The organism is Streptomyces sp. NBC_00876 (assembly GCF_045207435.1).
Taxonomy (GTDB): Bacteria; Actinomycetota; Actinomycetes; order Streptomycetales; family Streptomycetaceae; genus Streptomyces.
Genome location: NZ_CP108800.1, coordinates 4,176,378 through 4,201,649, shown reverse-complemented (window position 1 = coordinate 4,201,649; position 25,272 = coordinate 4,176,378). Strand labels below are relative to the sequence as shown.

Sequence of the window (25,272 nt, the reverse complement as noted above, 5' to 3'; positions counted from 1 at the left end):
CTGAGATCCGGTCCCCCCGAATTACGGACCAGCCCTGCGACAGGCTCATCCGCAGTGCATCCGGTTAGTCCGCGAAGACTGACGCGCTCGCACGTCACACGGTTCCCGGTGGTCTGCATGCCGCACAGACTACGCACGGTCAAAACACTCCTAGGGCCGAAGTTCACCCCAAATCACGCAAGTCGGTTGCTACGAATTAGTGATGTGACGCCGTTCACTAAGGCCCCCCTTGTCGCAGCGAGCAGACCGATCTATCGTGCTGATGTATCGAGTCGATACATCAGCTCGGTACATCAGCTCGGCACAGGGCCACGCGAGAGCACTCGGACAAGGAGGAGGCGAGGTTGAGCAGACGCTCAGGCATCCTCGAGTTCGCCGTCCTCGGTCTGCTCCGCGAATCCCCGATGCACGGCTATGAGCTGCGCAAACGCCTCAACACATCGTTGGGGATCTTCCGCGCTTTCAGCTACGGCACCCTCTACCCCTGCCTCAAGACGCTGGTCGCCAACGGCTGGTTGATCGAGGAGCCCGGGAATGTACCGGCAGAAGCACCGCCCGGCTCCGGCCGCGGGGTCGCTCCTGCCTCTTCCCTGGCAGGGCGCCGCGCCAAGATCGTCTACCGATTGACGGCGGAAGGTAAGGAGCACTTCGAGGAGCTGCTCTCGCACACCGGCCCCGACTCCTGGGAGGACGAGCACTTCGCGGCTCGATTCGCCTTCTTCGGACAGACGGAGCACGAGGTGCGGATGCGGGTGCTGGAAGGCCGTCGCAGCCGGCTGGAGGAACGCCTCGAGAAGATGAGCGCCTCTCTGGCCCGCACCCGCGAGCGCCTCGACGACTACACACTTGAGCTGCAGCGACACGGCATGGAGTCCGTGGAGCGCGAAGTGCGCTGGCTGAACGAGCTCATCGAGAGCGAGCGGTCGGGACGGGATCAGCGACGATCCTCGCCCGAGAGCTCAGCTCAGCAGAACACCGCAGGAGAGCCGGACGGCCTGCCCCGGCGGGGTAACAACCCGCCGGATCCGTCCGGCGACACCGCCAAGTGAGACCCCCGCAGATCCGCGGGGGCTCATCAGAAACATCCATTACACACAGGGAGCAACCGGAATGGGTTCGGTTCGCGTAGCCATCGTCGGCGTGGGCAACTGCGCCGCCTCGCTGGTCCAGGGCGTCGAGTACTACAAGGACGCCGATCCGGCCGGCAAGGTGCCCGGCCTGATGCACGTCCAGTTCGGCGACTACCACGTGCGGGACGTCGAGTTCGTCGCCGCCTTCGACGTCGACGCGAAGAAGGTCGGCCTCGACCTCTCGGACGCCATCGGCGCCAGCGAGAACAACACCATCAAGCTCTGCGACGTGCCGAACGCCGGCGTCACCGTCCAGCGCGGCCACACCCACGACGGCCTGGGCAAGTACTACCGCGAGACCATCGAGGAGTCGGCCGAGGCCCCGGTCGACATCGTCCAGATCCTCAAGGACCGCAAGGTCGACGTCCTCGTCTGCTACCTGCCCGTCGGTTCCGAGGTCGCTGCGAAGTTCTACGCGCAGTGCGCCATCGACGCCAAGGTCGCGTTCGTCAACGCCCTCCCGGTCTTCATCGCCGGCACCAAGGAGTGGGCGGACAAGTTCACCGAGGCCGGTGTCCCGATCGTCGGCGACGACATCAAGTCGCAGGTCGGCGCCACCATCACGCACCGCGTGATGGCGAAGCTGTTCGAGGACCGGGGCGTCGTCCTGGACCGCACGATGCAGCTGAACGTCGGCGGCAACATGGACTTCAAGAACATGCTCGAGCGTGAGCGCCTGGAGTCCAAGAAGATCTCCAAGACGCAGGCCGTCACCTCGCAGATCGTCGACCGCGAGCTCGGTGCGGACAACGTCCACATCGGCCCGTCGGACTACGTGGCCTGGCTGGACGACCGCAAGTGGGCGTACGTGCGCCTCGAGGGCCGCGCCTTCGGTGACGTTCCGCTGAACCTGGAGTACAAGCTCGAGGTCTGGGACTCCCCGAACTCGGCCGGTGTCATCATCGACGCCGTCCGCGCTGCGAAGATCGCCAAGGACCGCGGCATCGGCGGCCCGATCCTCTCCGCGTCCTCGTACTTCATGAAGTCCCCGCCGGTCCAGTACTTCGACGACGAGGCCCGCGACAACGTCGAGAAGTTCATCCGCGGTGAGGTCTCCAACTGACGTCACCTGACACGGTGCGTCGGCGCGACGTGGTGAGGAGCGGCAACGCTCCTTGACCCCCGCACCGTTGAGGGTCCCCGGGCAATCCGCCCGGGGACCCTCAACGTATGTGACCCTTGCTCCCATGCCCGTCGTGCGTGACCTGCGCATACTCCTGCGCCTTCGGAACTTCCGCCGCCTGCTGGCCGTGCGGATCCTGTCCCAGTCGGCCGACGGCGTCTATCAAGTGGCCCTCGCCACGCACGTGGTCTTCTCCCCCGAGAAGGAGACGTCCGCGGCTGCCATCGCCTCCGCCATGGCCGTACTCCTGCTGCCCTACTCGCTCATCGGCCCGTTCGCCGGTGTCCTGCTGGACCGCTGGCCACGCCGCCAGGTCTTCCTCTACGGCAATCTGCTGCGCACCGCACTCGCCTGCTGCACCGCGCTCCTGATCCTCGGCTCCGCCCCCGACTGGCTCTTCTACGCCTCGGCCCTCTGTGTCACCGCGGTCAACCGCTTCGTCCTGGCCGGCCTCTCCGCCGTGCTGCCACGCGTCGTCGACCGGGACCGGCTGGTGCTGGCCAACTCCCTGTCACCGACCGCGGGCACCCTTGCGGCCACGGCCGGCGGAGGCCTCGCCTTCACCGTGCGGCTCCTGCTGGCGGACTCCGACGCCGCGGTGGTGCTTCTGGGCGCTGCGCTCTATCTCGGCTCGGCTCTGGCCTCTCTGAGCCTTGCTTCCGGACTTCTCGGGCCGGACACGAACGACAACCGCCTGCGTCTGGGGAAGGCTCTCACCACCACCGCCCACGGGCTCATGGACGGACTGCGCCACCTGGCCGAACGGAGAGGTGCCGCACGGGCGCTGGCTGCGATGACGGTGATCCGCTTCTGCTACGGAGCGCTGACCGTCATGGTCCTGATGCTGTGCCGGTACGCCTGGGCGGACAGCGAGTCCGCCGGCCTGGCGCTACTGGGACTGGCTGTGGGGGCATCCGGCGCGGGCTTCTTCGCGGCGGCCGTACTGACTCCATGGGCCGCTGGGCGGCTCGGCCGGTTCCGCTGGATGGCGGTATGCGCGGCGGCCGCCGCCGTCCTCGAGCCGGCGCTGGGCCTCTGGTTCACGCCTGTGCCGATGCTCGTCGCCGCGTTCGTCCTGGGACTCGTCACCCAGGGGGCGAAGATCGCGACGGACACAGTGGTGCAGACCGCGGTGGACGACTCCTTCCGCGGCAGGGTTTTCTCCCTCTACGACGTGCTGTTCAACGTGGCCTTCGTGGGCGCTGCCGCAATCTCCGCGGTGGTACTGCCTCCTGACGGGAAGTCGGCAGCTGTGGTGATCGGGGTGGCTGTTCTCTACGCGGCCGTGGCCGTGACCATGGCCCGTTGGAGTCGGAGCGGTGAAGTCCTATAGCGTGCCCGCGTCAAGAACACACACAGCATGATTCACGGGGGTACACGCATGACCTATCCGCCTCAGCAGGGCGCCGGCCCATACGGACAGCAGCCTGCTCAGCCCTACCCGCAGCAGCCGGGGTATGGCACCCAGCAGCCCTACCCTCCGCATCAGGCACAGCAGCCTTACGGCGGCCAGCCCGGCGGTCCGCCCCCTCAGGGGATGCCTCCGCAGGGACCGCCCCAGAACATGTCCGGCGGCAAAAAGGCGTTTCTCGCGGCACGCAACCTCATCATCATCGTGGTGGCGCTCGCTGCGCTTGCCGGCCTGAAGTTCGGCTGGGACAAGATATTCGAGTCCGACGCCAAGGCCGCAGCGGTCGGTGACTGCCTGGAGAACAAGGGCACCAATCTCAGCCCGGACATGGAGTCCGCCGACTGCGGTTCGTCCGCGGCCGAGTTCAAGGTCGCCGAAGTACACGACAACACCTCTGACACGGACCTTTGTGACGCGGAGAAGTACGTCGCCTACTACGAGACCTCGGGCCGCCGGAAGAGCCGAAGCAGTGTGGTGCTCTGCCTGACACCGGTGAAGCCGGGCAGCTGATCCCCGTACCGAGAGCAGAACCGACAACCGAGGGCGCTGTTTCACGTGAAACAGCGCCCTCGGCGTTCGTATGGGTGGTCATGTTTCACGTGAAACATGACCGGCGGATCTCCAGGACGGGTCGGACCCGCAGGCCTCAGCCCTGTGCTTCCCACCACTTCTTAAGTTCCGCGACAGCAGCGTCGCGCTCCATCGGCCCGTTCTCCAGGCGCAGTTCCAGTAGGAACGCATACGCCTTGCCGATGACCGGCCCGGGTCCGACATCCAGGATCTGCATGATCTCGTTACCGTCCAGGTCCGGCCGGATCGCGTCCAGCTCCTCCTGGCCCTGCAACTCGGCGATGCGCTCTTCCAGCGCGTCATAGGTTCGCGAGAGAGCACCGGCCTTGCGCTTGTTCCGCGTGGTGCAGTCCGAGCGGGTGAGCTTGTGCAGCCGATCCAGCAGCGGACCGGCGTCACGCACATAGCGACGCACTGCCGAGTCGGTCCACTCCCCGTCGCCGTACCCGTGGAAGCGCAGATGCAGCTCCACCAGCTTCGCGACGTCCTTGACCATGTCGTTGGAGTACTTGAGGTCGGTCATGCGCTTCTTGACCATCTTGGCGCCGACCACCTCGTGGTGGTGGAAGGAGACCCGTCCGTCCTTCTCGAACCGCCGGGTCCTCGGCTTGCCGATGTCATGGAGCAGGGCGGCAAGACGCAGAACCAGGTCCGGGCCGTCCTCCTCGAGGTCGATCGCCTGCTCCAGAACGGTCAGCGAGTGCTCGTACACGTCCTTGTGCCGGTGATGCTCATCACTTTCCAGCCGCAGCGCCGGAAGCTCCGGAAGGACCTGCTGCGCCAGTCCCGTGTCGACAAGGAGGGCCAGACCCTTCCGCGGGTGCGAGGAGAGCAGGAGCTTGTTGAGCTCCTCCCGGACCCTCTCGGCGGAGACGATCTCGATCCGTCCCGCCATCTCCGTCATGGCCGTGACGACATCCGGGGCGACCTCGAAGTCCAGCTGCGCGGCGAACCGTGCGGCGCGCAGCATGCGCAGCGGGTCGTCGGAGAAGGACTCCTCGGGGGTGCCAGGGGTGCGCAGCACCCGCTCCGCCAGGTCCTCCAGACCACCGTGCGGATCGACGAACTCCTTCTGCGGGAGCGCGACAGCCATGGCATTGACCGTGAAATCACGTCGGACCAGGTCGTCCTCGATGGAGTCACCGTAGGAAACCTCGGGCTTGCGCGAGGTCCTGTCGTACGCCTCGGACCGGTATGTGGTGACTTCGATCTGGTAGCCGTCCTTCTGCGCGCCGACCGTACCGAAGGCAATCCCGACCTCCCATACAGAGTCCGCCCAGGGCCTGACGATCTTCAGCACATCCTCGGGGCGGGCGTCGGTCGTGAAGTCCAGGTCGTTCCCGAGCCTCCCGAGAAGCGCGTCCCGGACCGAGCCACCGACCAGTGCGAGGCTGAATCCGGCATCCTGGAATCGGCTTGCGAGATCGTCGGCGACCGGGGACACCCGCAGCAGTTCGCTGACTGCGCGGAGCTGCACCTGGGTCAGGGCGCTGGAGTTGTCTTCATTGGCGTTCGGCACAACAGAAAAGGGTACGTGCCCGGACCGGTCCGGGCGTCATGGTTTCCTTCCGCCCTGCAAGACTCTCCCGATCATGCAGCGCACTCCCCAGCACTTAGTCCCGGCGCACCTCGTTACCATGCGAGGACGCAGCAACGGACAACGATCGACAGCAGCTGACGACGACGAGGGACGGGTACGCGTGGCCGAGGCGGCAGACATCCAGGGGATGAGTCCCTCTCCTGCCCGCCGGTGGCTGCGGCGCACAGCCGCCGTGCTTACCGGGGCTCCGCTCGTCGCCGCTCTGCTGGCCGGAGCGGCTGCTCCGCAGGCGCAGGCCGGCGCTCCGGGCAAGGCTCCGACGGGTTCCAGCACCGTTTCGGTGTCGCTGGACACCCTGACGCCGAGCGCCCCTGTGAAAGGGGACACGCTCACCGTCTCCGGCACTCTGACCAACAAGAGCAAGGAGACGGTCACCGAGGCGCAGGTAGACCTGCGTGTGGGGCCGCGGCTCTTCGGCAGGACCGCCATCGATACGGCCGCTCGGCGCACCGGCTACGTGCCCGGTACCGATCCGTATCCGATCGGGGGCAAGTACACCGTCAAGATCGCCAAGCTTCCGTCGGGCATCAGCCAGGACTTCACCCTGTCCGTGCCGGTCAGCAAGCTTGAGCTCGGCGACGACGGCGTCTATCAGCTGGGCGTCTCACTGTCGGGCCGCACGCCTCAGGCCCAGTACGACCACGTACTCGGTATCCAGCGGACCTTCCTGCCCTGGCAGAGCGAGGAACGTGACTCCAAGACCGGGATCAGCTACCTCTGGCCGCTGATCGCATCGGCGCACCTCACTGCGGAGACCGGCTCCGACGAACAGCAGACCCCGGTGTTCGCCGACGACGACCTGGCTGCGGAGATCGCACCGGGTGGCCGCCTGGAACAGATGGTCTCGCTCGGCAGCCAGCTTCCCGTGACCTGGGTCATCGACCCGGATCTGCTGGCCAGCGTCGATGCCATGACCAAGAGCTACCGGGTCAGGTCCGGGAACACCACGGTTGCCGGTACGAACCAGGCCGTGGCCAAGAAGTGGCTCACCTCGCTGGAATCGGCAGTGGCCGACGGCAAGGTCGTCGCACTGCCCTTCGGCGATCCCGACCTGGCATCGATCGCGCACCGCGGCAAGAACGTGTCGGGCACCCTCAGCCATCTCCAGACCGCCAGCGAGGTCGCCGGGATGACCGTGGAGACGATCCTCCATCTGAAGCCCTCAACCGATTTCGCCTGGCCGGTCGACGGTGCGATCGATCCGTCCATCGTGGATGTCGCCACCTCGACCGGCGCCCACAACGTGATCGCCCGCAGCGACAGCCTTCAGGAGACCGGGGGCCTGCTGTACACGCCCACCGCTGCCCGCCCGATCGGCGGCGGCACCACCGCCGTGGTCTCCGATGCCAGGCTCTCCACGGCCTTCCAGGGCGACATGGCGACGGCGGGGGACTCCACGCTCGCCGTACAGAAGTTCCTCGCCCTCAGCCTCGCTCTGTCCGAGCAGGACACGGACAAGGACCGCAGCATCGTCGTGGCGCCCCAGCGCATGCCGACGGTCGCCCAGGCCCAGTCGATGGCCCGCGCCCTGCACGCCCTGGACGACGACCGCTGGACACAGTCCCAGGGGCTGGCCCAGGCGGCCGCCGCGAAGCCCGACTCCGAGGCGACGACCGCGGTGCCCCGGACGTCCCAGTACCCGAAGAAGCTGCGCAGCCAGGAGCTGCCCACCCAGGCCTTCCAGGACATCAAGTCCATCCAGGCCTCCCTCAACAACTTCCAGGTCATCCTGACCCACCCCGAGCGGGTGGTGACCCCGTTCGGCAACGCGGTCAACCGGTCCATGTCGACGTCGTGGCGGGGCAAGCCCCTGGAGGCCCAGCAGTACCGGGACTCGGTGCGCACCTACCTTCAGGGGCTCATCAACGAGGTCCAGCTGATCTCGAAGTCGGATGTCACCCTGTCCGGCCGCAGCGCCACGATCCCCGTGACGGTGCAGAACAGACTGCTGCAGGATGTCGATCATCTGGTACTCCGGCTGAAGTCGGAGAACGCGACACGGCTCAAGCTGAACGACGGCGGCGCCGTGGCGGAGCAGCCGATCCGGATCGGCGCCGGGCACAGTCAGTCCGTGAAGTTCGACGCTGCGGCGAACATCAACGGCCAGGTCCAGATGACCGCACAGCTCTACACCGAGGACGGGACTCCGTACGGCGAGGAGATGGCCTTCACCGTGAAGGTGTCCGAGCTCACGCCGACCGTGCTTCTCGTGATCGCCGGCGGGCTCCTGCTGCTGGTCCTCGCCGGCATCAGGATGTATGCACATCGCAAGCGTGCCAACGCGGGCGGCGCGGCGGGCGACGACGGCAGTGAACCCGAGCAGCCGAGTGACCCGACGCCGGACACCGGTCCCGAAAGCACGGAGCCGTCGGGCACGGGTGAGAAAGTGGACCGTTGAGCGATGTCTGTCGTGGCCGGTCGGCCGGGGACGATGAGGTGGGGTTTCGATGAACGCGCCGTACGACGGTGACCGCGGTCAGGGTACGGGCGGGGCTGGGTTCTCCGGCGGGCCTCCGATGCCCCCTGGGCCGGGTCAGGAACCGCCGGCTCCAGACCCGTATCTTCAGGCTGCGTACGACTACGACCCCTACCGGTCGCAGGACCTCTCCGCCCAGGACCCGGTGAACGAGGCGCTGTACGACCGCGCCGCGCATCCGCCGCCGCCCCCGGGCACCTACCAGCAGCCGCAGCCGCTCTACCAGCAGCCGCCTGTTGCGCAGTACGCCCCCGACCCCAGGATCTGGGCGCAGACCCCGCCGCCCGAGCCGGACGGCCCGTCCCGTCATCTGCCGTACGGCGACAATGCCGCGACCACCCAGTTCGTCGGTGTGGACGATCTCGTCACCCAGGCGTCGGCGAACCGCGAGGAGCCGGACGCCTTCGCCCACCTCTTCCGCGACCAGGAGGGCCCCGCGGGATCGCCCGCCCAGGACCGGCCCGAGCCTGCCCCCGCCCCGGCGCCGCCGAAATCCGGCGGCGGCCGGGCCTCCGGTCTCCTGAGGTCCAGTGCCGTCATGGCCGCCGGCACGCTCGTCTCACGGCTCACCGGCTTCGTACGCAGCCTGGTGATCACCGCGGCGCTCGGCGCGGCCCTGCTCGGCGACAGCTTCACCATCGCCTACACGCTGCCGACGATGATCTACATCCTCACCGTGGGCGGCGGACTCAACTCGGTGTTCGTCCCCCAGCTCGTCCGCTCGATGAAGGACGACGAGGACGGCGGTGAGGCCTATGCGAACCGGCTGCTGACTCTCGTGATGGTCGCGCTCGGCCTGATCGTCGCCATCGCGGTCTTCGCCGCGCCCTTCCTCATCCGTCTGATGTCATCGACGATCGCGAACGACCCGGCGGCCAACAACGTGGCCACGACATTCGCCCGGTACTGCCTGCCCACCATCTTCTTCATGGGTGTGCACGTCGTGATGGGCCAGATCCTCAACGCCCGCGGAAAGTTCGGCGCGATGATGTGGACCCCGGTCCTCAACAACATCGTCATGATCTTCACGTTCGGCATGTTCATCTGGGTCTACGGCACCTCGCACGAGTCCCACATGGGCGTCCAGACGATCCCGCCGGAAGGCGTCCGGCTGCTGGGTATCGGCACCCTGCTCGGTCTCGTCGTCCAGGCCCTGGCCATGATCCCGTATCTCCGCGAGGCCGGGTTCCGATTCCGCCCGCGGTTCGACTGGAGGGGCCACGGCCTCGGCAAGACGGTCAAGCTGGCCAAGTGGACGGTGCTGTTCGTCTTCGCCAACCAGGCCGGTGTGCTGGTCGTCACCCAGCTCGCCACGTCCGCCGGCAAGGCGTCGGGCCAGAACGGGGCGGGCTTCCTCGCCTACTCCAATGCCCAGCTGATCTGGGGCATGCCGCAGGCGATCATCACGGTCTCCGTCATGGCCGCCCTGCTGCCCCGGATCTCCCGTGCCGCTCACGACAACGACCCCGGCGCCGTCCGGGACGACATCTCGCAGGGTCTGCGGAATTCCGCCGTGGCCATCGTGCCGGTCGCCTTCGCGTTCCTGGCCCTGGGCGTTCCGATGTGCACGCTGCTCTACTCCTCCAGCGGCCCCGAGGCCGCCCGCTCCATGGGCTTCATCCTGATGGCCTTCGGCCTCGGCCTGATCCCCTACTCCGTCCAGTACGTGGTGCTGCGAGGGTTCTACGCGTACGAGGACACCCGCACGCCCTTCTACAACACGGTCATCGTCGCTCTGGTCAACGCGGCCGCCTCGGCCGTCTGTTACGTCGTACTGCCCGCGCAGTGGGCCGTGGTCGGCATGGCCGCCTCGTACGGGCTCGCCTACGCCGTCGGTGTCGGTATCGCCTGGCGTCGGCTGCGCAACCGGCTGGGCGGCGATCTGGACGGCGCCCACGTCCTGCGCACCTATGCCCGGCTGTGTCTCGCCGCTCTGCCCGCGACCGTCGTCGGCGGCGCTGTGGGATTCGGTCTGCTTCACGTGCTCGGCGACGGCGCCTTCGGCTCACTGGTCGCGCTGGTCTGCGGCGGGGCCATGCTGCTCGGGGTGTTCTTCGTCGCGGCCAAGCGGATGCGCATCGAAGAGATCAACGGAATGGTCGGCATGATCCGAGGACGGCTCGGCCGCTGAGGATCTACTGGCCCGCACAACCATCGACGGTCTCCGCGTGTCGTGCATAGCGCTGGAGTGTGGGCACAATTGGCGTGACTGTGCAGAGCTGGCTGGCATCGCGCAACGGATGGGGAGGCAGGAACGACGGTGGCGGAACGTAGCACGGCTGCCGTCGACGTGGCCGACAACGGCGGGGACGAACCGCCGACCGCCAAGGCGGACGAGGCCACGACCGACGGGACGGCAGAAGCTCAGAAATCGACGGGCGCAGGCCCTCAGGACGCGGACAGCGAGCCGACCGGCTCCACCGATGCGTCCATGGTGACCCCTGATCTGCACAGCGGTCACAAACTGGCAGGACGGTACCGGCTCGAGGAGTGCGTCACCCGTCTGGACGGATTCAGCAGCTGGCGCGCCGTCGACGAGAAACTGCGTCGCGCGGTGGGTGTCCATCTCCTTCCGGCCGACCACCCGCGGGCCCGCTCCGTGCTGGCCGCCGCCCGTTCCTCCGCCCTGCTCGGGGATCCCCGCTTCGTGCAGGTCCTGGACGCCGTCGAGGAGAACGACCTCGTCTACGTCGTCCACGAATGGCTCCCGGACGCCACCGAGCTCACTGCTCTGCTGGGCGCGGGCCCCATGGATGCTCACGACGCCTACCAGCTCGTCAGCCAGATCTCCCAGGCCATGGCAGCCGCACACCGTGAGGGCCTGGCCCATCTGAGGCTCACTCCCGGAGCGGTGCTGCGCAGTTCCTCGGGTCAGTACCGCATCCGCGGCCTCGCGGTGAACGCCGCGCTCCGGGGCATCACCTCCGACGGACCCCAGCGCGCCGACACCGAGGCGATCGGCGCCCTTCTGTACGCCGCGCTGACCCAGCGCTGGCCGTACGAGAGCGACGCCTACGGCCTCACCGGGCTTCCCAAGGGCGTGGGTCTGATCGCACCCGACCAGGTCCGGGCCGGGGTCCACCGCGGTCTCTCCGAGATCGCCATGCGCGCCCTTGCCAACGACGGAGCCACGGCCTCCCGTCAGGAACAGCCCTGCACCACCCCGGACGAGCTCGCCAAGGCCGTTGCGGCGATGCCGCGCATCCGGCCGCCCGAGCCCACGTTCACCGCACCGCCCGAGTACCAGCGGACGACGTACCAACAGGGCACGTACGGCCGCCCGGCCGTCCCCGGCGTCACCCAGCCCGTGATCGCCGTGCCTCCTGCGCCGCTCCAGAGCCGTACCGGTAAGGCCCTCAAGTGGGCCGTCTCCGCGCTGCTGATCGCCGCACTGGGCCTCGGCAGCTGGCAGCTCGCCGAGACACTCCTGGACCACGACAACAACACGAACGATCCCGGCACGACCCAGACCAACCCGGAGAACGGCGACCACGACAACCCGGCCACGGAGAGCAAGCCGGTCCCGATCGTCGGTGCTCAGGATTACGACCCGCTCGGCGACGGGGGCGAGAAGCCCCAGGACATAGATCATGTCTACGACGGGGACACATCGTCCTACTGGCACACGGACGGCTACTTCACTGCCGACTTCGGCAATCTGAAGGAAGGCGTCGGCGTCGTACTGGACCTCGGCAAGGTGCAACGGGTCGGGGCGGTGGACGTGACCTTCCTGGGCGGCACCACATCGGTCGAGTTGCGGACGACCACCGGCGCCGAAGTGCCGAGTAGGCCCGACGGCTTCACTCAAGTTGCCAAGGGTTCCGGAACGAAGGTGTCACTCAAGCCCGGAGAACCCGTCCAGGCGCGGTACCTTCTGGTCTGGCTCACCAAGCTGCCACCGAGCAGCGAGGGAAATTTCCGGGGCAAGATCTCGGACATCAAGGTCACGAGCTGACGGCACCAGGGGAGGGGGCTCACCGTTGGACAACTCCAGATTCGCCGACACGAACGACCAGGACCTCCTGGCCGGCCATGTAGCCGGTGAACCGGATGCCTTCGGTGAGCTCGTACGACGTCACCGCGACCGGCTGTGGGCCGTGGCGCTGCGGACCCTGGGCGACCGCGAGGAAGCGGCCGATGCCGTACAGGACGCCCTGGTCTCCGCCTTCCGCGCCGCACACACCTTCCGCGGCCAGTCCGCCGTCACCACCTGGCTGCACCGCATCACCGTCAACGCCTGCCTCGACCGGGCCCGGAAGGCCTCCTCCCGGAAGACAGCGCCAGTGGACGACCCGGAACGGCTCGACCAGCTCCTGGAGCCGCACGAATCCGCGGAGGCGCCGGCCGAGCGCCAGGATCTCCACCGTGAGCTGCTCGCTGCTCTGGCCACCCTCCCCGCAGAGCAGCGCGCCGCACTTGTCCTCGTCGATATGCAGGCGTACCCGGTGGCAGAGGCGGCCCGCATCCTCGACGTACCCGTCGGCACCGTGAAGAGCCGCTGCGCCCGGGGGCGTGCGCGGCTGGCCCCGCTGGTCACTCATCTCCGCAGTGACAGCGGCGACAGCACAGAGCCCAGCGCGGAAAGGAACCGGACGCCGAGAGCATCCGTCCCACCCCCAGCGGCGCCAAGAGACGCGGAAGTGAACGATCCAGCCGCAGTGAAGGGCGGAGGTGGACACGCATGACATCGTCGACGGACACGACCCAGCACCCGGATGTCTCGGAGATCTCCGACCTCACCGAAGGCCTGCTCTCCCCCTCCCGCACTGCTGATGTCCGGCGCCACATAGCTGACTGCGAGCTCTGCGCCGACGTACATGCCTCTCTGGAGGAGATCAGCGCGCTGCTCGGCACCATGCCCGCCCCCCAGCGCATGCCCGCCGATATCGCAGACCGCATAGACGCCGCACTTGCCGATGAAGTCCGTTCCGCGTCCGCTGCCCTCGACGCGGCAGCCGATGTTTCACGTGAAACGGGACCCGACAGCACGGTGCACGACCTCGCAGACCGCCCGGCCGGGCATTCACGCGCCGCCACCGGACCCGGCCGTCGGCCTGCCCGGCGACGTCGTCGCGCCTCGGTGCTTGCCGCCGCACTCGGCGCGGCCGCCGTGGTCGGCGCCAGCGTCTTCCTGCTGCAGAACATCCAGCTGTCCCAGGGCAGTGATGACGCCAGCGCCATGGACCGCAGCGCCAGCGGCACAGCGAAGACTCATTCGCAGGCGTTCTCCCCGTCCACGCTCGAAGACCAGGTGCAAAGCCTTCTGAGTCCTCGCGCGGACGCTGCCAGCCCACAGGAAGCCGGCGGACAGGAAGAGGCCCCCTCCGCCGACAAGAAGTCATCGCCAGGGATCACCTCCCCTGATTCCGCATCACCCCAGACCCCGCTTCGCGCTCCCTCCGTGACCGTTCCCCCCTGCGTGGAACAGGGCATCGGGCGCAACACCGCCGCCCTCGCCATCGAGAAGGGCACCTACGAAGGTGCCAATGCCTTCCTTGTCGTCCTTCCCCATCCCACGGACAGCACCAAGGTCCAGGCCTACGTCGTCGACGCGGCATGCATCGGTGCCGAGCCCGCGGCCAAGGGAGAGCTCCTCCTGACGCACACCTACGCACGCCCCTGAGAATCACGCCGGATGCCACCCCGGCACGTCGGGAATGCATCCCCCGTAGGATCCGTTGGGTGGGGTGAGAGTCGTTGAACCGACCCCAGTAGGCGTGGACAGTAGGCAGTCTGCAGAGACGAGGAAGAAACCCGTGAGCGACGTGCGTAATGTGATCATCATCGGCTCCGGCCCGGCGGGCTACACGGCCGCCCTGTACACGGCGCGCGCCTCGCTGAAGCCGCTGGTCTTCGAGGGCGCCGTCACCGCCGGTGGCGCGCTGATGAACACCACCGACGTGGAGAACTTCCCCGGCTTCCAGGACGGGATCATGGGCCCGGAGCTCATGGACAACATGCGCGCCCAGGCCGAGCGCTTCGGCGCCGAGCTCATCCCGGACGATGTCGTCTCCGTGGACCTCACCGGTGACATCAAGACGGTGACCGACACCGCCGGCACCGTGCACCGTGCCAAGGCCGTCATCGTGACCACCGGCTCGCAGCACCGCAAGCTCGGTCTCCCCAACGAGGACGCTCTCTCCGGACGCGGCGTCTCCTGGTGCGCGACCTGCGACGGCTTCTTCTTCAAGGACCAGGACATCGCCGTGGTCGGCGGCGGCGACACCGCGATGGAAGAGGCCACGTTCCTCTCCCGCTTCGCCAAGTCGGTCACCATCATCCACCGTCGCGATTCCCTGCGCGCCTCCAAGACCATGCAGGACCGCGCATTCGCCGACCCGAAGATCAAGTTCGCCTGGGACAGCGAGGTCGCCGCTGTCAACGGCGAACAGAAGCTCTCCGGTCTGACCCTGCGCAACACGAAGACCGGCGAGACGTCCGAGCTGCCCGTGACCGGCCTGTTCATCGCTGTCGGCCACGACCCGCGCACCGAGCTCTTCAAGGGCCAGCTCGACCTCGACGACGAGGGCTACCTCAAGGTCGCCGCCCCCTCGACGCGCACCAACCTCGCCGGTGTCTTCGGCGCCGGCGATGTTGTCGACCACACCTACCGGCAGGCCATCACCGCTGCCGGCACCGGCTGCTCCGCCGCCCTCGACGCCGAGCGCTTCCTGGCCGCGCTCGCCGACGACGAGAAGGCCGCTGCAGCCACCGTCTGATCCACGCCTCACCCCACACCCCACGAGTTAAGGAGGCCGCCGTGGCCGGCGCCCTGAAGAACGTGACCGACGACTCCTTCGATGAGGTCGTCCTCAAGAGTGACAAGCCCGTGCTGGTGGACTTCTGGGCTGCCTGGTGCGGTCCGTGCCGTCAGATCGCCCCCTCTCTGGAGGCCATCGCGGCTGAGCACGGCGAGATCGAGATCGTCAAGCTCAACATCGACGAGAACCCGGCCACCGCTGCCAAGTACGGCGTCATGTCCATCCCGACGCTGAACATCTACCAGGGCGGCGAGGTCGCCAAGACCATCGTCGGCGCCAAGCCGAAGGCCGCGATCCTCCGCGACCTCGAAGGCTTCATCACCGAGTAGGCAGTGCACTGTTTCACGTGAAACGGGCCCATCCCTCAGGGGATGGGCCCGTTTCACGTTCCCGGACATGCGCCACTCAGAGCGGACGCAGTACTGGTTCCTTCTGCACGGCCCCCAGCAGCCGGTCCAGAGCCATCTCGACATCTTCCTTCCACGAAAGCGTCGTACGCAGCTCCAACCTCAGCCGTGGGTGCACCGGATGGGGCCGTACGGTCTTGAACCCCACTGCCAGAAGATGATCTGCGGGAAGCACACAGGCAGGTTCCTTCCAGCGGGCGTCACCGAAGGCTTCGATCGCCTTGAAGCCACGACGGAGAAGATCCTTGGCCACGGTCTGCACCATGACCCGCCCCAGTCCCTGCCCCTGGTACCCCGGCGTGATCAGGGCCGTCATCAGCTGGACGGCATCAGGGGAGACAGGGCTCGTCGGAAAGGCCGTCGCCCGTGGCACATAGGCGGGCGGTGCGTAGAGAACGAAGCCAACCGGCACATCGTCGACGTAGACAACGCGTCCGCAGGATCCCCACTCGAGCAGAACAGCAGAGATCCAGGCTTCCTTCTCCAGCTCGGGTCTCCCGCCCTTGACCGCAGCATCCCCACGGACCGGGTCCAGCTCCCAGAACACGCACGCGCGGCATCGCTGCGGGAGATCGGAAAGGTTGTCCAGCGTGAGCGGTACGAGCCGACGCCCCATGAAGGCAGTTCCTCACTTCCCTCGCCCACCGCATCAGATGCGAAGGGCGGTGTACTCCGATCGCGGAGGTGGATCAACTGGATGGGCCCTACCAGAACGCATCGTATCCACCACACGATCAAGCCGACACCGTGAGAAAGCAAAGGGCGGACTGTCTTCCGTCACCCACCGGAAAACAGCCCGCCCTTCGGCGCTCAGCTCGTCAGCTCTCGCTGTCCTCGGCCGTCTCCTCCGACGGATTGCGGTCCAGCACACGGCCTTCCCCCGGAGCAAGACTGCCGAGAATGCGATCCAGATCCTCCATCGAGGCGAACTCGACGACGATCTTTCCCTTCTTCTGCCCCAGGTCGACCTTCACCCGGGTCTCGAACCGGTCGGAGAGACGGGATGCCAGGTCGGACAGCGCCGGCGACAGGCGCCCACCTGCCCGGGGCCCCTTGGACTTCGACGCGCTCGTGGGCCTGGAGCCCATGAGCGTCACGATCTCCTCGACTGCCCGCACCGACAGCCCCTCGGCCACGATGCGATGCGCCAGCTTGTCCTGCTCCTCGGAGTTGTCCACCGACAGCAGCGCCCGCGCATGTCCCGCCGACAGCACCCCGGCAGCCACCCTGCGCTGCACCGGCGGAGACAGCCGCAGCAGACGCAGAGTGTTGGACACCTGCGGCCGCGAACGCCCGATCCGGTCGGCCAGCTGGTCATGCGTGCACTTGAAGTCCTTGAGCAGCTGGTCGTACGCAGCCGCCTCCTCCAGCGGGTTCAGCTGAGCCCGGTGAAGGTTCTCCAGGAGCGCGTCCAGAAGCAGCTTCTCGTCGTCCGTGGCTCGGACGATCGCCGGGATGTGCTTCAGGTCGGCCTCTCGGCAGGCCCTCCAGCGCCGCTCGCCCATGATGAGCTCAAAGCGCCCGGCCCCTGCCTGCCGCACAACGACGGGCTGGAGAAGACCGACTTCCTTGATGGAGGTGACCAGCTCGGCGAGCGCGTCGTCGTCGAAAACCTCGCGGGGCTGACGCGGGTTCGGCGTAATCGAGTCGATGGGGAGCTCGGCGAAGTACGCCCCTGCCACCCCTCCGGGACCCTCTGGCGCCTCGGACACCGACACCGGCGAGCTCGGCTCCGGAACGACAGGGCCTGAGCCGAGTGTGGTCACCTTCGCGACAGCCACCCCCCGCTCGGACGTCAGGACCGGCATCGTCCCGGACGAGGACGCGCCCATCCCAGGGGACGGCACCTGCTTCTCCTGCGGAGCGGCAGGGATCAAGGCACCCAGCCCACGCCCCAAGCCTCTACGACGCTCACTCACTGGATCCCCTCCGAAGTAATCTGCTGGCTGTTCCGGCTGCCCGTATGGGCATGCTGGGCGTCGTACTGCATCCCGACCCCCCGCAGCGCGATCTCCCGGGCCGCTTCGAGGTACGACAGCGAGCCACTGGAACCCGGGTCATAGGTCAGTACGGTCTGCCCGTAGCTCGGCGCCTCGGAGATCCGCACCGAACGCGGAATGCTGGTCCGCAGCACCTCCTTGCCGAAGTGACTCCGCACCTCCTCCGCGACCTGCGACGCGAGCCTGGTACGGCCGTCGTACATGGTGAGCAGGATCGTCGACACATGGAGATCGGGGTTGAGATGACCCCGCACCAGATCAACGTTGCGCAGCAGCTGACCCAGCCCCTCCAGTGCGTAGTACTCGCACTGGATGGGGATCAGCACTTCCGCGCCGGCCACCAGGGCGTTGACGGTCAACAGGCCGAGCGAGGGCGGGCAGTCGATCAGGATGTAATCCAGCGGCTGCTCATACGCCTGGATCGCTCGCTGCAGTCGACTCTCCCGCGCCACCAGTGACACCAGCTCGATCTCCGCACCGGCGAGATCGATGGTGGCTGGGGCGCAGAAGAGACCTTCGACGTCCGGGACGGGCTGAACCACATCGGAGAGCGGCCTGCTGTCCACGAGGACGTCATAGATCGAGGGAACTTCGGCATGGTGGTCAATACCCAGAGCCGTAGAGGCATTGCCCTGTGGATCGAGGTCGACCACCAGAACCCGTGCACCATGGAGCGCAAGGGACGCGGCAAGGTTGACCGTCGAGGTGGTCTTCCCCACCCCGCCCTTCTGGTTGGCCACCACCATGACGCGCGTCTGGTCAGGTCGCGGCAGCCCCTCGCCGGCTCGGCCGAGGGCCTCCACCGCCAGCTGGGCCGCGCGACCGATAGGTGTGTCGTCCATCGGCGGCGGTGTTTCACGTGAAACACCGTCCCCCGCCGATTCGGTTCGGGGACCGGGGACCGGATCGGTCATCGGTCCCGCGATGTTGGCGTCGGACCGCAAGGATTCACTCTCCTCGACTTCAGGCTCGCAATGAGCAGAGCCTGCCATGGTTTCGGGGTCGTGAACCAGCGAGGCCCGCTCTTCTGTGGATGAATCCACTTCTGTGGACAACTCCGTAGCCCTAACGGGCCTGCGATGGCGAGGGGTGGCAGCCGCACGACCGCGGCCGATGATTCCATGCAGCAGAGAGCGACGTTTCACGTGAAACACGATGCCCCTGCAGCGTAGCTACAGGGGCACGACACTCCGCGCGGGGTACGGGCAGCTCCTTGACTGACACACCACCGAGACCGGGATCAAACAGTATGTAACGGTCAGATGCGTAGCGTAATCGTGTCGCTCAACGGCGACGGCGTGTCCGGCTGACCCTCGCGGCCTTGGCTCGCTTTGCGGCGAACCTCACACCGCCAGGACTCTCCCCGACCACCACACGCACCACGGTGGACATCGGATCGACGACTCCTTCGCCCACGTGGAGCACCTCCGTCTCCACCACCCCGAGCTTGCTGAGGGCCGCCCGGGCGCCATTGATCTCTTCCTCGGCGGTATCACCCTTGAGTGCCAGCATCTCCCCGTACGGGCGAAGCAGGGGCACTCCCCAGCCCGCCAGCCGGTCCAGCGGGGCCACCGCCCTGGCCGTCACCACATGCACAGGCTGAAGCGTCCCCAGGACCTCCTCGGCCCGGCCGCGGACAACCGTCACATGGTCCAGCCCCAGCAGCTCGACGACCTCCTGAAGGAAATTCGTCCGCCGCAGCAAGGGCTCAAGCAGGGTGATCTTCAGATCCGGACGCACCAGCGCCAGCGGAATCCCCGGAAGCCCGGCACCGGAGCCCACATCGCAGACCGTGACGCCCTCTGGAACGACCTCGGAGAGAACCGCACAGTTCAGCAGATGCCTCTCCCACAGGCGCGGCACCTCCCGGGGGCCGATCAGCCCTCGCTTGACCCCCGCATCGGCCAGCAGTTCCGCGTACCGGACGGCCTCGGGGAAGCACTCACCGAATACCTCTCGGGCCTCGTCGGGCGCCTGGGGAAGCTCTACTTCCTCCGTCACGGGAACCGTCCTTCCATACCGCATTACCGCACCATGGGTGGCTGACTATCAGGCTGACAAAGATCGGCCCCGCCTGCGAACAGACGGGGCCGACAGGAGAGGGTCCGGTCAGGCCGGAAGGACGACGACGAAGCGCTGCGGCTCCTCGCCCTCCGATTCGCTGCGCAGACCTGCGGCCGCAACCGCATCGTGCACAACCTTGCGCTCGAACGGCGTCATGGGGTCCATCTTCACCGGCTCACCGGTGCTCTTGACCTCGTCCGCAGCCTTGGCACCCAGCTCGGCAAGCTCCGTGCGCTTCTTGGCCCGGAAACCGCCGATGTCCAGCATCAGACGGCTCCGGTCACCGGTCTCCCGGTGCACGGCCAGCCGCGTCAGCTCCTGGAGAGCCTCCAGCACCTCACCGTCGCGGCCCACGAGCTTCTGCAGTTCACGTGCCGATTCACTGATGATCGAGACCGCGGCCCGGTCCGCCTCGACGTCCATGTCGATGTCGCCGTCCAGGTCGGCGATGTCGAGCAGGCCCTCAAGGTAGTCCGCTGCGATCTCCCCTTCCTGCTCGAGGCGGGTCAAGGTGTCGCTGCCCTCAGCGGCCGTGGAGGTGGTGCCTTCCGTCACGGATGGACTCCTTCTTACTTCTTGGACGGGTGCTTGGGCCGCTGCGGACCCTTGCGCTGTCCGGACTTGGCTTGGCGTGAGGAGCCGGACGCGGGCTTACCCGCCGGCTTGGGCTTTTCATCCTCCGGTGCGCTCTTCTCCAGGGAGGTCTTGGACTCCGATTCGCTGGAATCGCTGTCCTTCGCTCCGCCCTGGGCCGCACCGGTCTGGCGCTTCGCCTTGGTCTGGCGCTTGGGCTGCTGACGCCGCTGGGGGGCTCCACCCTCGGCTTCGGCCACAGCGGTATCGCTCTTTGCCACCGAGCCGTCCTCCTGCGGGGCGAGGCCGAGCTTGGCCAGTCCCGTGACGAACTTCCGCTCGATGTCATTGCGGTCCGGGCCCTTGGCGAAGATCCGCTTGACCGTGTTGCGCCTGGTCCGGCCCCGCACCTCACCGTGAGCGGTGACGCTCTTCAGGAGGCGTCCGAGGTACTGCTCCTGCGCCTTGCTGCCCGGAGTCGGGTTCTGGTTGATCACGTACATCTGCTGACCCATGGTCCAGACGTTGGTGGTCAGCCAGTAGACGAGGACACCGACGGGGAAGTTGATACCCATGACGGCGAAGATCAGCGGGAAGATGTACATGAGCATCTTCTGCTGCTGCATGTAAGGCGTCTTGACCGTCAGGTCGACGTTCTTCGTCATCAGCTGGCGCTGCGTGAAGAACTGCGAGGCCGACATCATCACGATCATGACCGCGGTGACGACCCGTACATCCACCAGCGAGGCTCCCAGCGCCTCGACCTTCTCGGCGCTGTCCATGAACTTGGCAGCCAGCGGAGCACCGAAGATGTGGGCCTGACGAGCGCTGTCCAGCAGCGACTGGTCGATGACACCGATCTTCTTGTTCGACGCGATGGCCGAGAGCACGTGGTAGAGCGCGAAGAAGAACGGCGACTGCGCAAGGATGGGAAGGCACGAGGAGAGCGGGTTGGTACCCGTCTCCTTGTACAGCTTCATCATCTCTTCGGACTGACGCTGCTTGTCGCTCTTGTAGCGCTCCTGGATCGCCTTCATCTTCGGCTGGAGCACCTGCATGTTCCGCGTCGACTTGATCTGCTTGACGAACAGCGGGATCAGACAGATACGGATCAGCACCACGAGGGACACGATGGAAAGACCCCAGGCCCATCCCGTGTCAGGGCCGAAGATCGCCCCGTACAACTTGTGGAACTGGACGATGACCCAGGAAACGGGCCACGTGATGAAGCTGAACAGACTGGCAATCGTGTCCACTAATCAGGCTCCTTGAGCATTGGGCGAAGTCTCTGCGGCCGAGCTCGGGAGATCGGTGGCCGACCCCCCGGGAGGCACATCAGCGGCGGAGTCCCCGCCCTTGCCGCCGCGCATGGCACTACGCAGCAGTTCGTGCCAACGCGGACGTTTGCGTGGTGGAACGTGATCCACGCCGCCGGGTGACCACGGATTGCACCGCAGGATGCGCCAGGCTGTCAGCGCTGTTCCCTTGATCGCTCCGTGCCGGTCGATCGCCGTATATCCATAGTGGGAACACGACGGGTAGTAACGGCAGACAGGCCCGAGGAGTGGGCTGATCGTCCACTGATACAGCTTGATGAGAGCCAGCAGCGGGTACTTCATCGCGCGCCCCCTCCCAGCAGCCGCTGAAGAGCGGCATCCAGGTCTCGGGCCAGCTGTTCATGGTCGGCGTCGCCCGAACCGGGCAACGCGCGTACGACCACCAGGCTACCGGGGGGCAGCAGGGCGAGCCGTTCGCGGACCAGATGGCGAAGCCTTCGCTTCACCGCTGTGCGGACGACCGCGCCACCCACTGCTTTGCTGACAACGAAACCCGCACGCGGCGGGGGAGCAGTCTCCCCAGTCACGTGCGGGTCCGTTGCACCGCTGCGTAGATGGACGACGAGTAGCGGGCGGCCGGCCCTGCGTCCTCGCCGTACTGCGGTCGCGAAGTCCTCGCGCCGCCTCAGCCGATTCTCGGTAGGCAGCACGTCATGACGACCTGTACGCGATCAGGCAGACAGGCTGGCGCGGCCCTTGCCACGGCGGGACGCGAGGATCGCGCGGCCGGCACGGGTCCGCATACGCAGACGGAAACCGTGGGTCTTCGCGCGACGACGGTTGTTCGGCTGGAAGGTGCGCTTGCTCACTCGGGGGCTCCAGAAATGATTGTGTGTTGGCGGGACATCGCCTGGCTGTCACCGTGCGCCCACGAGAGACTCGCGTAAACGCCCTAGTGCACCGCTTCACAATCACAGATCGTGATCTTTGCCCATCGGAGGCAGGCGGCAGCAGCCATCGACAACTCGACCTGGTCACGGTACGCGCGGCTACGCCATCCGGTCAAACCGGTCCCTTGAGACCCCCCATTGTGCACAGCCTGTGGACAACGACTTGAACCGCACGGGTCGGCCCGCCTACCGTGGCTGAACCCCGGTTCTTTTTCTTCCCGCCTGCCGGTCCTCACCCATCCCGACCCATACGTCCCGAGAAACACACATTCGTGGGACCAGCGAGAGAGCGTGCCTTGTGGCTGACGTACCTGCCGATCTTGCCGCAGTGTGGCCACGAGTGCTGGAGCAACTCCTCGGGGAGGGCCAGCAGGGCATCGAGCCGAAGGACAAGCAGTGGATCGAGCGCTGCCAGCCCCTCGCCCTGGTTGCCGACACCGCACTGCTCGCCGTCCCCAATGAATGGGGCAAGCGCGTCCTCGAAGGCCGTCTCGCGCCGCTCATCAGCGAGACGCTGAGCCGCGAGTGCGGCCGGCCCATCCGGATCGCGATCACCGTCGACGACTCCGTCGGTGAGCCGCCGAACCCGCCGGCGCCCCCGATGCACCAGTCCCAGCAGCCGCAGCAGCACCGCTACCAGGGACCGCAGCACGACGAGAGCCGGCACAGCGACTCCTACGACGGCTACGGCCACCGGCCCTCGGACGACGGCATGCCGACCGCCCGGCCCGCGTACCCCGACTACCAGCAGCAGCGTCCCGAGCCCGGCGCCTGGCCACGCACCCAGGAGGACCTCTCCTGGCAGCAGCCCCGGCTCGGCGGGTTCCAGGACCGCGACCCGTCCGCCGAGCAGTGGCGCGAGCCGTACGGGGGCGGCCGCTCCCCGCAGCAGCCGCAGCACGACTACCGTCCGCAGCCGCCCGAGCGCCAGGGGTACGAGTCCCAGCGCCCCGAGCGCCACGACATGCAGGAGCCCCAGCACCGGCAGGCCGGCACCGGCCGGCCCGGCGGCGGCACCGGTCCGATGGGAGCCCAGCCCGCACCGGCGCCCGGCCCCGGCGAACCGCACGCCCGGCTCAACCCGAAGTACCTCTTCGACACCTTTGTGATCGGGGCGTCGAACCGGTTCGCGCACGCCGCGGCCGTCGCCGTCGCCGAAGCGCCCGCGAAGGCGTACAACCCGCTCTTCATCTACGGGGAGTCGGGGCTCGGCAAGACCCACCTGCTGCACGCCATCGGTCACTACGCCCGCAGCCTCTACCCGGGCACCCGGGTGCGGTACGTGAGCTCGGAGGAGTTCACCAACGAGTTCATCAACTCGATCCGTGACGGCAAGGGCGACACCTTCCGCAAGCGGTACCGCGATGTCGACATCCTGCTCGTCGACGACATCCAGTTCCTGGCGAGCAAGGAGTCGACGCAGGAGGAGTTCTTCCACACCTTCAATACGCTCCACAACGCCAACAAGCAGATCGTGCTCTCCTCGGACCGCCCGCCCAAGCAGCTGGTGACCCTGGAGGACCGGCTGCGGAATCGTTTCGAGTGGGGTCTGACCACCGATGTGCAGCCTCCGGAGCTGGAGACGCGCATCGCGATCCTGCGCAAGAAGGCCGTGCAGGAACAGCTCAACGCCCCGCCCGAGGTCCTGGAGTTCATCGCCTCCCGCATCTCGCGCAACATCCGTGAGCTGGAGGGCGCGCTGATCCGGGTGACGGCCTTCGCCAGCCTCAACCGCCAGCCGGTGGACCTCGGTCTGACCGAGATCGTGCTGAAGGACCTGATCCCCGGCGGCGAGGACTCGGCTCCGGAGATCACGGCGACGGCCATCATGGCGGCGACCGCGGACTACTTCGGTCTGACGGTGGAGGACCTCTGCGGATCCTCGCGCAGCCGTGTGCTGGTGACGGCACGCCAGATCGCGATGTACCTGTGCCGCGAACTGACGGACCTCTCTCTCCCTAAGATCGGCGCGCAGTTCGGCGGACGGGACCACACGACGGTGATGCACGCCGACCGCAAGATCCGCGCGCTGATGGCCGAACGCCGCTCCATCTACAACCAGGTCACCGAACTCACCAACCGCATCAAGAACGGCTGAGGCCACTCGCACCGTCACCGGCAGGCATCCGGGCACAACGGGAAGGGCGCTTCGCGGACTCGTAAGGAGTCCGCGAAGCGCCCTTCCCGCTTCTGTGGGAAGGCTCGTGAGCCGGCTGTGCGGCGCGCTCACACGGCTGCGAGGACGCCCGGAACGCTCCACGGGCGGCCCGGCGGGTGCTCCGCGGCCCCTTCGGAGGGGGCGGAAGCAGGCTCCTGACCGGCCGCGCTGTTCGAATACGTGCCGCAGAAGGGCTGTTCTCCACAGATCCGGGAAGAATTTTCCCTCCACAGCCTGGGGATCCAAAAGTTGTCCATACTGCTTCCACAGGCGCGACAGCCGATACTCCATCAGGCCTGCTCAGGGGCCTGGGGATTTGTGGTCAACAATGATCCACAGGCTGTGGACAAGTTTTTCGTCCACAGGGGGTGCTCGGCGTTGTCCACCGGCAACCCACAGGTCCATGGTCGTTTTCCCCAGATGGAGCAGGCTTCTCCACAGCGCTGTCCACTGTTCGGCAACGCAACACCCGCTTTCACCGCACCGAGTGAAAGGCGTCACACCGAGAGGGTCGGTTGGGCTGTGGGGAAGGTGGGTAAAGCTGGGGACAGACCTGGGGAGAAACCCCCCTGCCCTGTGCATCGGTTGTGCAGAACTTTCGGGTGTCCACAGAAACCCCCGGTTGTCCACCGGTGCCACCCACAGGGTCGGTGGACAAAAAACAGGGCCTGACCTGGGAAAACGACGTTATCCACCGTTTCCACAGGCCCTACTACTACTGCCACCTATAGTTAGCTCGGAATCCGCTTCGAAGTGGGGCCTGTGCACAACT

Annotated in this window: 22 protein-coding genes; 12 read left to right on the top strand and 10 right to left on the bottom strand. The window is 67.0% G+C overall.

All coding sequences use genetic code 11. The annotated features are described in order from the left end of the window. The first annotated feature begins 344 nt into the window (after window positions 1–344). The 4 genes from OG782_RS18445 (at window position 345) to OG782_RS18430 (ending at window position 4,174) form a co-directional block, all read left to right on the top strand. A complete protein-coding gene (locus OG782_RS18445; RefSeq protein ID WP_406452316.1) occupies window positions 345–1,049 on the top strand; it encodes a helix-turn-helix transcriptional regulator in 705 nt (234 codons plus the stop codon). Between the two features lie 61 nt (window positions 1,050–1,110). Further along, window positions 1,111–2,193: an inositol-3-phosphate synthase gene (locus tag OG782_RS18440; protein WP_406452314.1), complete on the top strand. Its 1,083-nt coding sequence runs from the start codon at window positions 1,111–1,113 to the stop codon at window positions 2,191–2,193. A gap of 124 nt (window positions 2,194–2,317) precedes the next feature. Then, window positions 2,318–3,586, top strand: a complete 1,269-nt coding sequence (locus OG782_RS18435) for an MFS transporter (protein ID WP_406452312.1) — start codon at window positions 2,318–2,320, stop codon at window positions 3,584–3,586. 231 nt (window positions 3,587–3,817) lie between these two features. Further along, a complete protein-coding gene (locus tag OG782_RS18430) occupies window positions 3,818–4,174 on the top strand; it encodes a hypothetical protein (RefSeq protein WP_406452310.1) in 357 nt (118 codons plus the stop codon). A 136-nt stretch (window positions 4,175–4,310) separates the two neighbouring features. Here the strand turns inward: OG782_RS18430 and OG782_RS18425 are convergent, their stop codons facing one another. Continuing rightward, window positions 4,311–5,753 carry a CCA tRNA nucleotidyltransferase gene (locus OG782_RS18425; RefSeq protein WP_406452308.1) on the bottom strand — a complete coding sequence of 481 codons (1,443 nt, stop codon included), beginning with the start codon at window positions 5,751–5,753 and terminating at the stop codon, window positions 4,311–4,313. Between the two features lie 181 nt (window positions 5,754–5,934). Between OG782_RS18425 and OG782_RS18420 the strand changes: the two genes are divergently transcribed. The 7 genes from OG782_RS18420 to trxA all read left to right on the top strand — a co-directional run bounded on the left by OG782_RS18420 (window position 5,935) and on the right by trxA (window position 15,400). Next, complete coding sequence (locus OG782_RS18420; RefSeq protein WP_406452306.1) at window positions 5,935–8,232, top strand: DUF6049 family protein; 2,298 nt, start codon at window positions 5,935–5,937, stop codon at window positions 8,230–8,232. A 49-nt stretch (window positions 8,233–8,281) separates the two neighbouring features. Continuing rightward, window positions 8,282–10,441 carry a murein biosynthesis integral membrane protein MurJ gene (gene murJ, locus OG782_RS18415; protein WP_406452304.1) on the top strand — a complete coding sequence of 720 codons (2,160 nt, stop codon included), beginning with the start codon at window positions 8,282–8,284 and terminating at the stop codon, window positions 10,439–10,441. Between the two features lie 129 nt (window positions 10,442–10,570). Further along, complete coding sequence (locus tag OG782_RS18410) at window positions 10,571–12,265, top strand: protein kinase family protein (RefSeq protein ID WP_406452302.1); 1,695 nt, start codon at window positions 10,571–10,573, stop codon at window positions 12,263–12,265. A gap of 25 nt (window positions 12,266–12,290) precedes the next feature. After that, entirely contained in the window at window positions 12,291–12,995 is a 705-nt protein-coding gene (gene sigM / locus OG782_RS18405; protein WP_406452300.1) for an RNA polymerase sigma factor SigM, read from the top strand. Continuing rightward, window positions 12,992–13,933, top strand: a complete 942-nt coding sequence (locus tag OG782_RS18400; RefSeq protein WP_406452298.1) for an anti-sigma factor family protein — start codon at window positions 12,992–12,994, stop codon at window positions 13,931–13,933. Before sigM ends, OG782_RS18400 begins: the two co-directional genes overlap by 4 nt. A gap of 133 nt (window positions 13,934–14,066) precedes the next feature. Continuing rightward, window positions 14,067–15,029: a thioredoxin-disulfide reductase gene (gene trxB / locus OG782_RS18395; protein WP_406452296.1), complete on the top strand. Its 963-nt coding sequence runs from the start codon at window positions 14,067–14,069 to the stop codon at window positions 15,027–15,029. A 41-nt stretch (window positions 15,030–15,070) separates the two neighbouring features. Continuing rightward, the gene (gene trxA / locus OG782_RS18390; RefSeq protein ID WP_406452294.1) at window positions 15,071–15,400 is read left to right on the top strand and encodes a thioredoxin; all 330 of its coding nucleotides are present in this window, start codon (window positions 15,071–15,073) and stop codon (window positions 15,398–15,400) included. Between the two features lie 76 nt (window positions 15,401–15,476). Here trxA and OG782_RS18385 read toward each other — a convergent pair whose 3' ends face one another. From OG782_RS18385 to rpmH, 9 genes are all read right to left on the bottom strand, one after another. Continuing rightward, a complete protein-coding gene (locus OG782_RS18385) occupies window positions 15,477–16,094 on the bottom strand; it encodes a GNAT family N-acetyltransferase (protein WP_406452292.1) in 618 nt (205 codons plus the stop codon). A 202-nt stretch (window positions 16,095–16,296) separates the two neighbouring features. Next, on the bottom strand, window positions 16,297–17,397 hold the full coding sequence (locus OG782_RS18380; protein WP_406452290.1) for a ParB/RepB/Spo0J family partition protein: 1,101 nt from the start codon (window positions 17,395–17,397) through the stop codon (window positions 16,297–16,299). Beyond that, window positions 17,394–18,470 (bottom strand): ParA family protein, encoded by a 1,077-nt coding sequence (locus tag OG782_RS18375; protein WP_406452288.1) that lies wholly within the window; start codon window positions 18,468–18,470, stop codon window positions 17,394–17,396. The genes OG782_RS18380 and OG782_RS18375 overlap by 4 nt, the downstream gene beginning before the upstream one ends. A 292-nt stretch (window positions 18,471–18,762) precedes the next feature. Further along, window positions 18,763–19,479, bottom strand: coding sequence for a 16S rRNA (guanine(527)-N(7))-methyltransferase RsmG (rsmG, locus tag OG782_RS18370; protein ID WP_385277578.1), 717 nt, complete (start codon window positions 19,477–19,479; stop codon window positions 18,763–18,765). 108 nt (window positions 19,480–19,587) lie between these two features. Then, a complete protein-coding gene (locus OG782_RS18365; RefSeq protein WP_406452285.1) occupies window positions 19,588–20,097 on the bottom strand; it encodes a protein jag in 510 nt (169 codons plus the stop codon). 14 nt (window positions 20,098–20,111) lie between these two features. Then, the gene (gene yidC / locus OG782_RS18360) at window positions 20,112–21,371 is read right to left on the bottom strand and encodes a membrane protein insertase YidC (RefSeq protein WP_406452283.1); all 1,260 of its coding nucleotides are present in this window, start codon (window positions 21,369–21,371) and stop codon (window positions 20,112–20,114) included. A 3-nt stretch (window positions 21,372–21,374) separates the two neighbouring features. Then, the gene (gene yidD / locus OG782_RS18355; protein ID WP_406452281.1) at window positions 21,375–21,734 is read right to left on the bottom strand and encodes a membrane protein insertion efficiency factor YidD; all 360 of its coding nucleotides are present in this window, start codon (window positions 21,732–21,734) and stop codon (window positions 21,375–21,377) included. After that, window positions 21,731–22,102, bottom strand: a complete 372-nt coding sequence (gene rnpA / locus OG782_RS18350) for a ribonuclease P protein component (RefSeq protein WP_148019659.1) — start codon at window positions 22,100–22,102, stop codon at window positions 21,731–21,733. The genes yidD and rnpA overlap by 4 nt, the downstream gene beginning before the upstream one ends. 21 nt (window positions 22,103–22,123) lie before the next feature. Beyond that, complete coding sequence (rpmH, locus tag OG782_RS18345) at window positions 22,124–22,261, bottom strand: 50S ribosomal protein L34 (RefSeq protein ID WP_010985740.1); 138 nt, start codon at window positions 22,259–22,261, stop codon at window positions 22,124–22,126. Between the two features lie 379 nt (window positions 22,262–22,640). Between rpmH and dnaA the strand changes: the two genes are divergently transcribed. Then, on the top strand, window positions 22,641–24,440 hold the full coding sequence (gene dnaA, locus OG782_RS18340) for a chromosomal replication initiator protein DnaA (protein WP_406452279.1): 1,800 nt from the start codon (window positions 22,641–22,643) through the stop codon (window positions 24,438–24,440). The last annotated feature ends 832 nt before the right edge of the window (window positions 24,441–25,272 follow it).

Coding starts and splice junctions, on each gene's coding strand:
- OG782_RS18440 (WP_406452314.1), top strand. CDS start 1,111: ATGGGTTCGGTTCGCGTAGCCATCGTCGGCGTGGGCAACTGCGCCGCC.
- OG782_RS18435 (WP_406452312.1), top strand. CDS start 2,318: ATGCCCGTCGTGCGTGACCTGCGCATACTCCTGCGCCTTCGGAACTTC.
- OG782_RS18430 (WP_406452310.1), top strand. CDS start 3,818: ATGTCCGGCGGCAAAAAGGCGTTTCTCGCGGCACGCAACCTCATCATC.
- murJ (WP_406452304.1), top strand. CDS start 8,282: ATGAACGCGCCGTACGACGGTGACCGCGGTCAGGGTACGGGCGGGGCT.
- OG782_RS18400 (WP_406452298.1), top strand. CDS start 12,992: ATGACATCGTCGACGGACACGACCCAGCACCCGGATGTCTCGGAGATC.
- OG782_RS18385 (WP_406452292.1), bottom strand. CDS start 16,094: ATGGGGCGTCGGCTCGTACCGCTCACGCTGGACAACCTTTCCGATCTC.
- OG782_RS18375 (WP_406452288.1), bottom strand. CDS start 18,470: ATGGCAGGCTCTGCTCATTGCGAGCCTGAAGTCGAGGAGAGTGAATCC.
- yidD (WP_406452281.1), bottom strand. CDS start 21,734: ATGAAGTACCCGCTGCTGGCTCTCATCAAGCTGTATCAGTGGACGATC.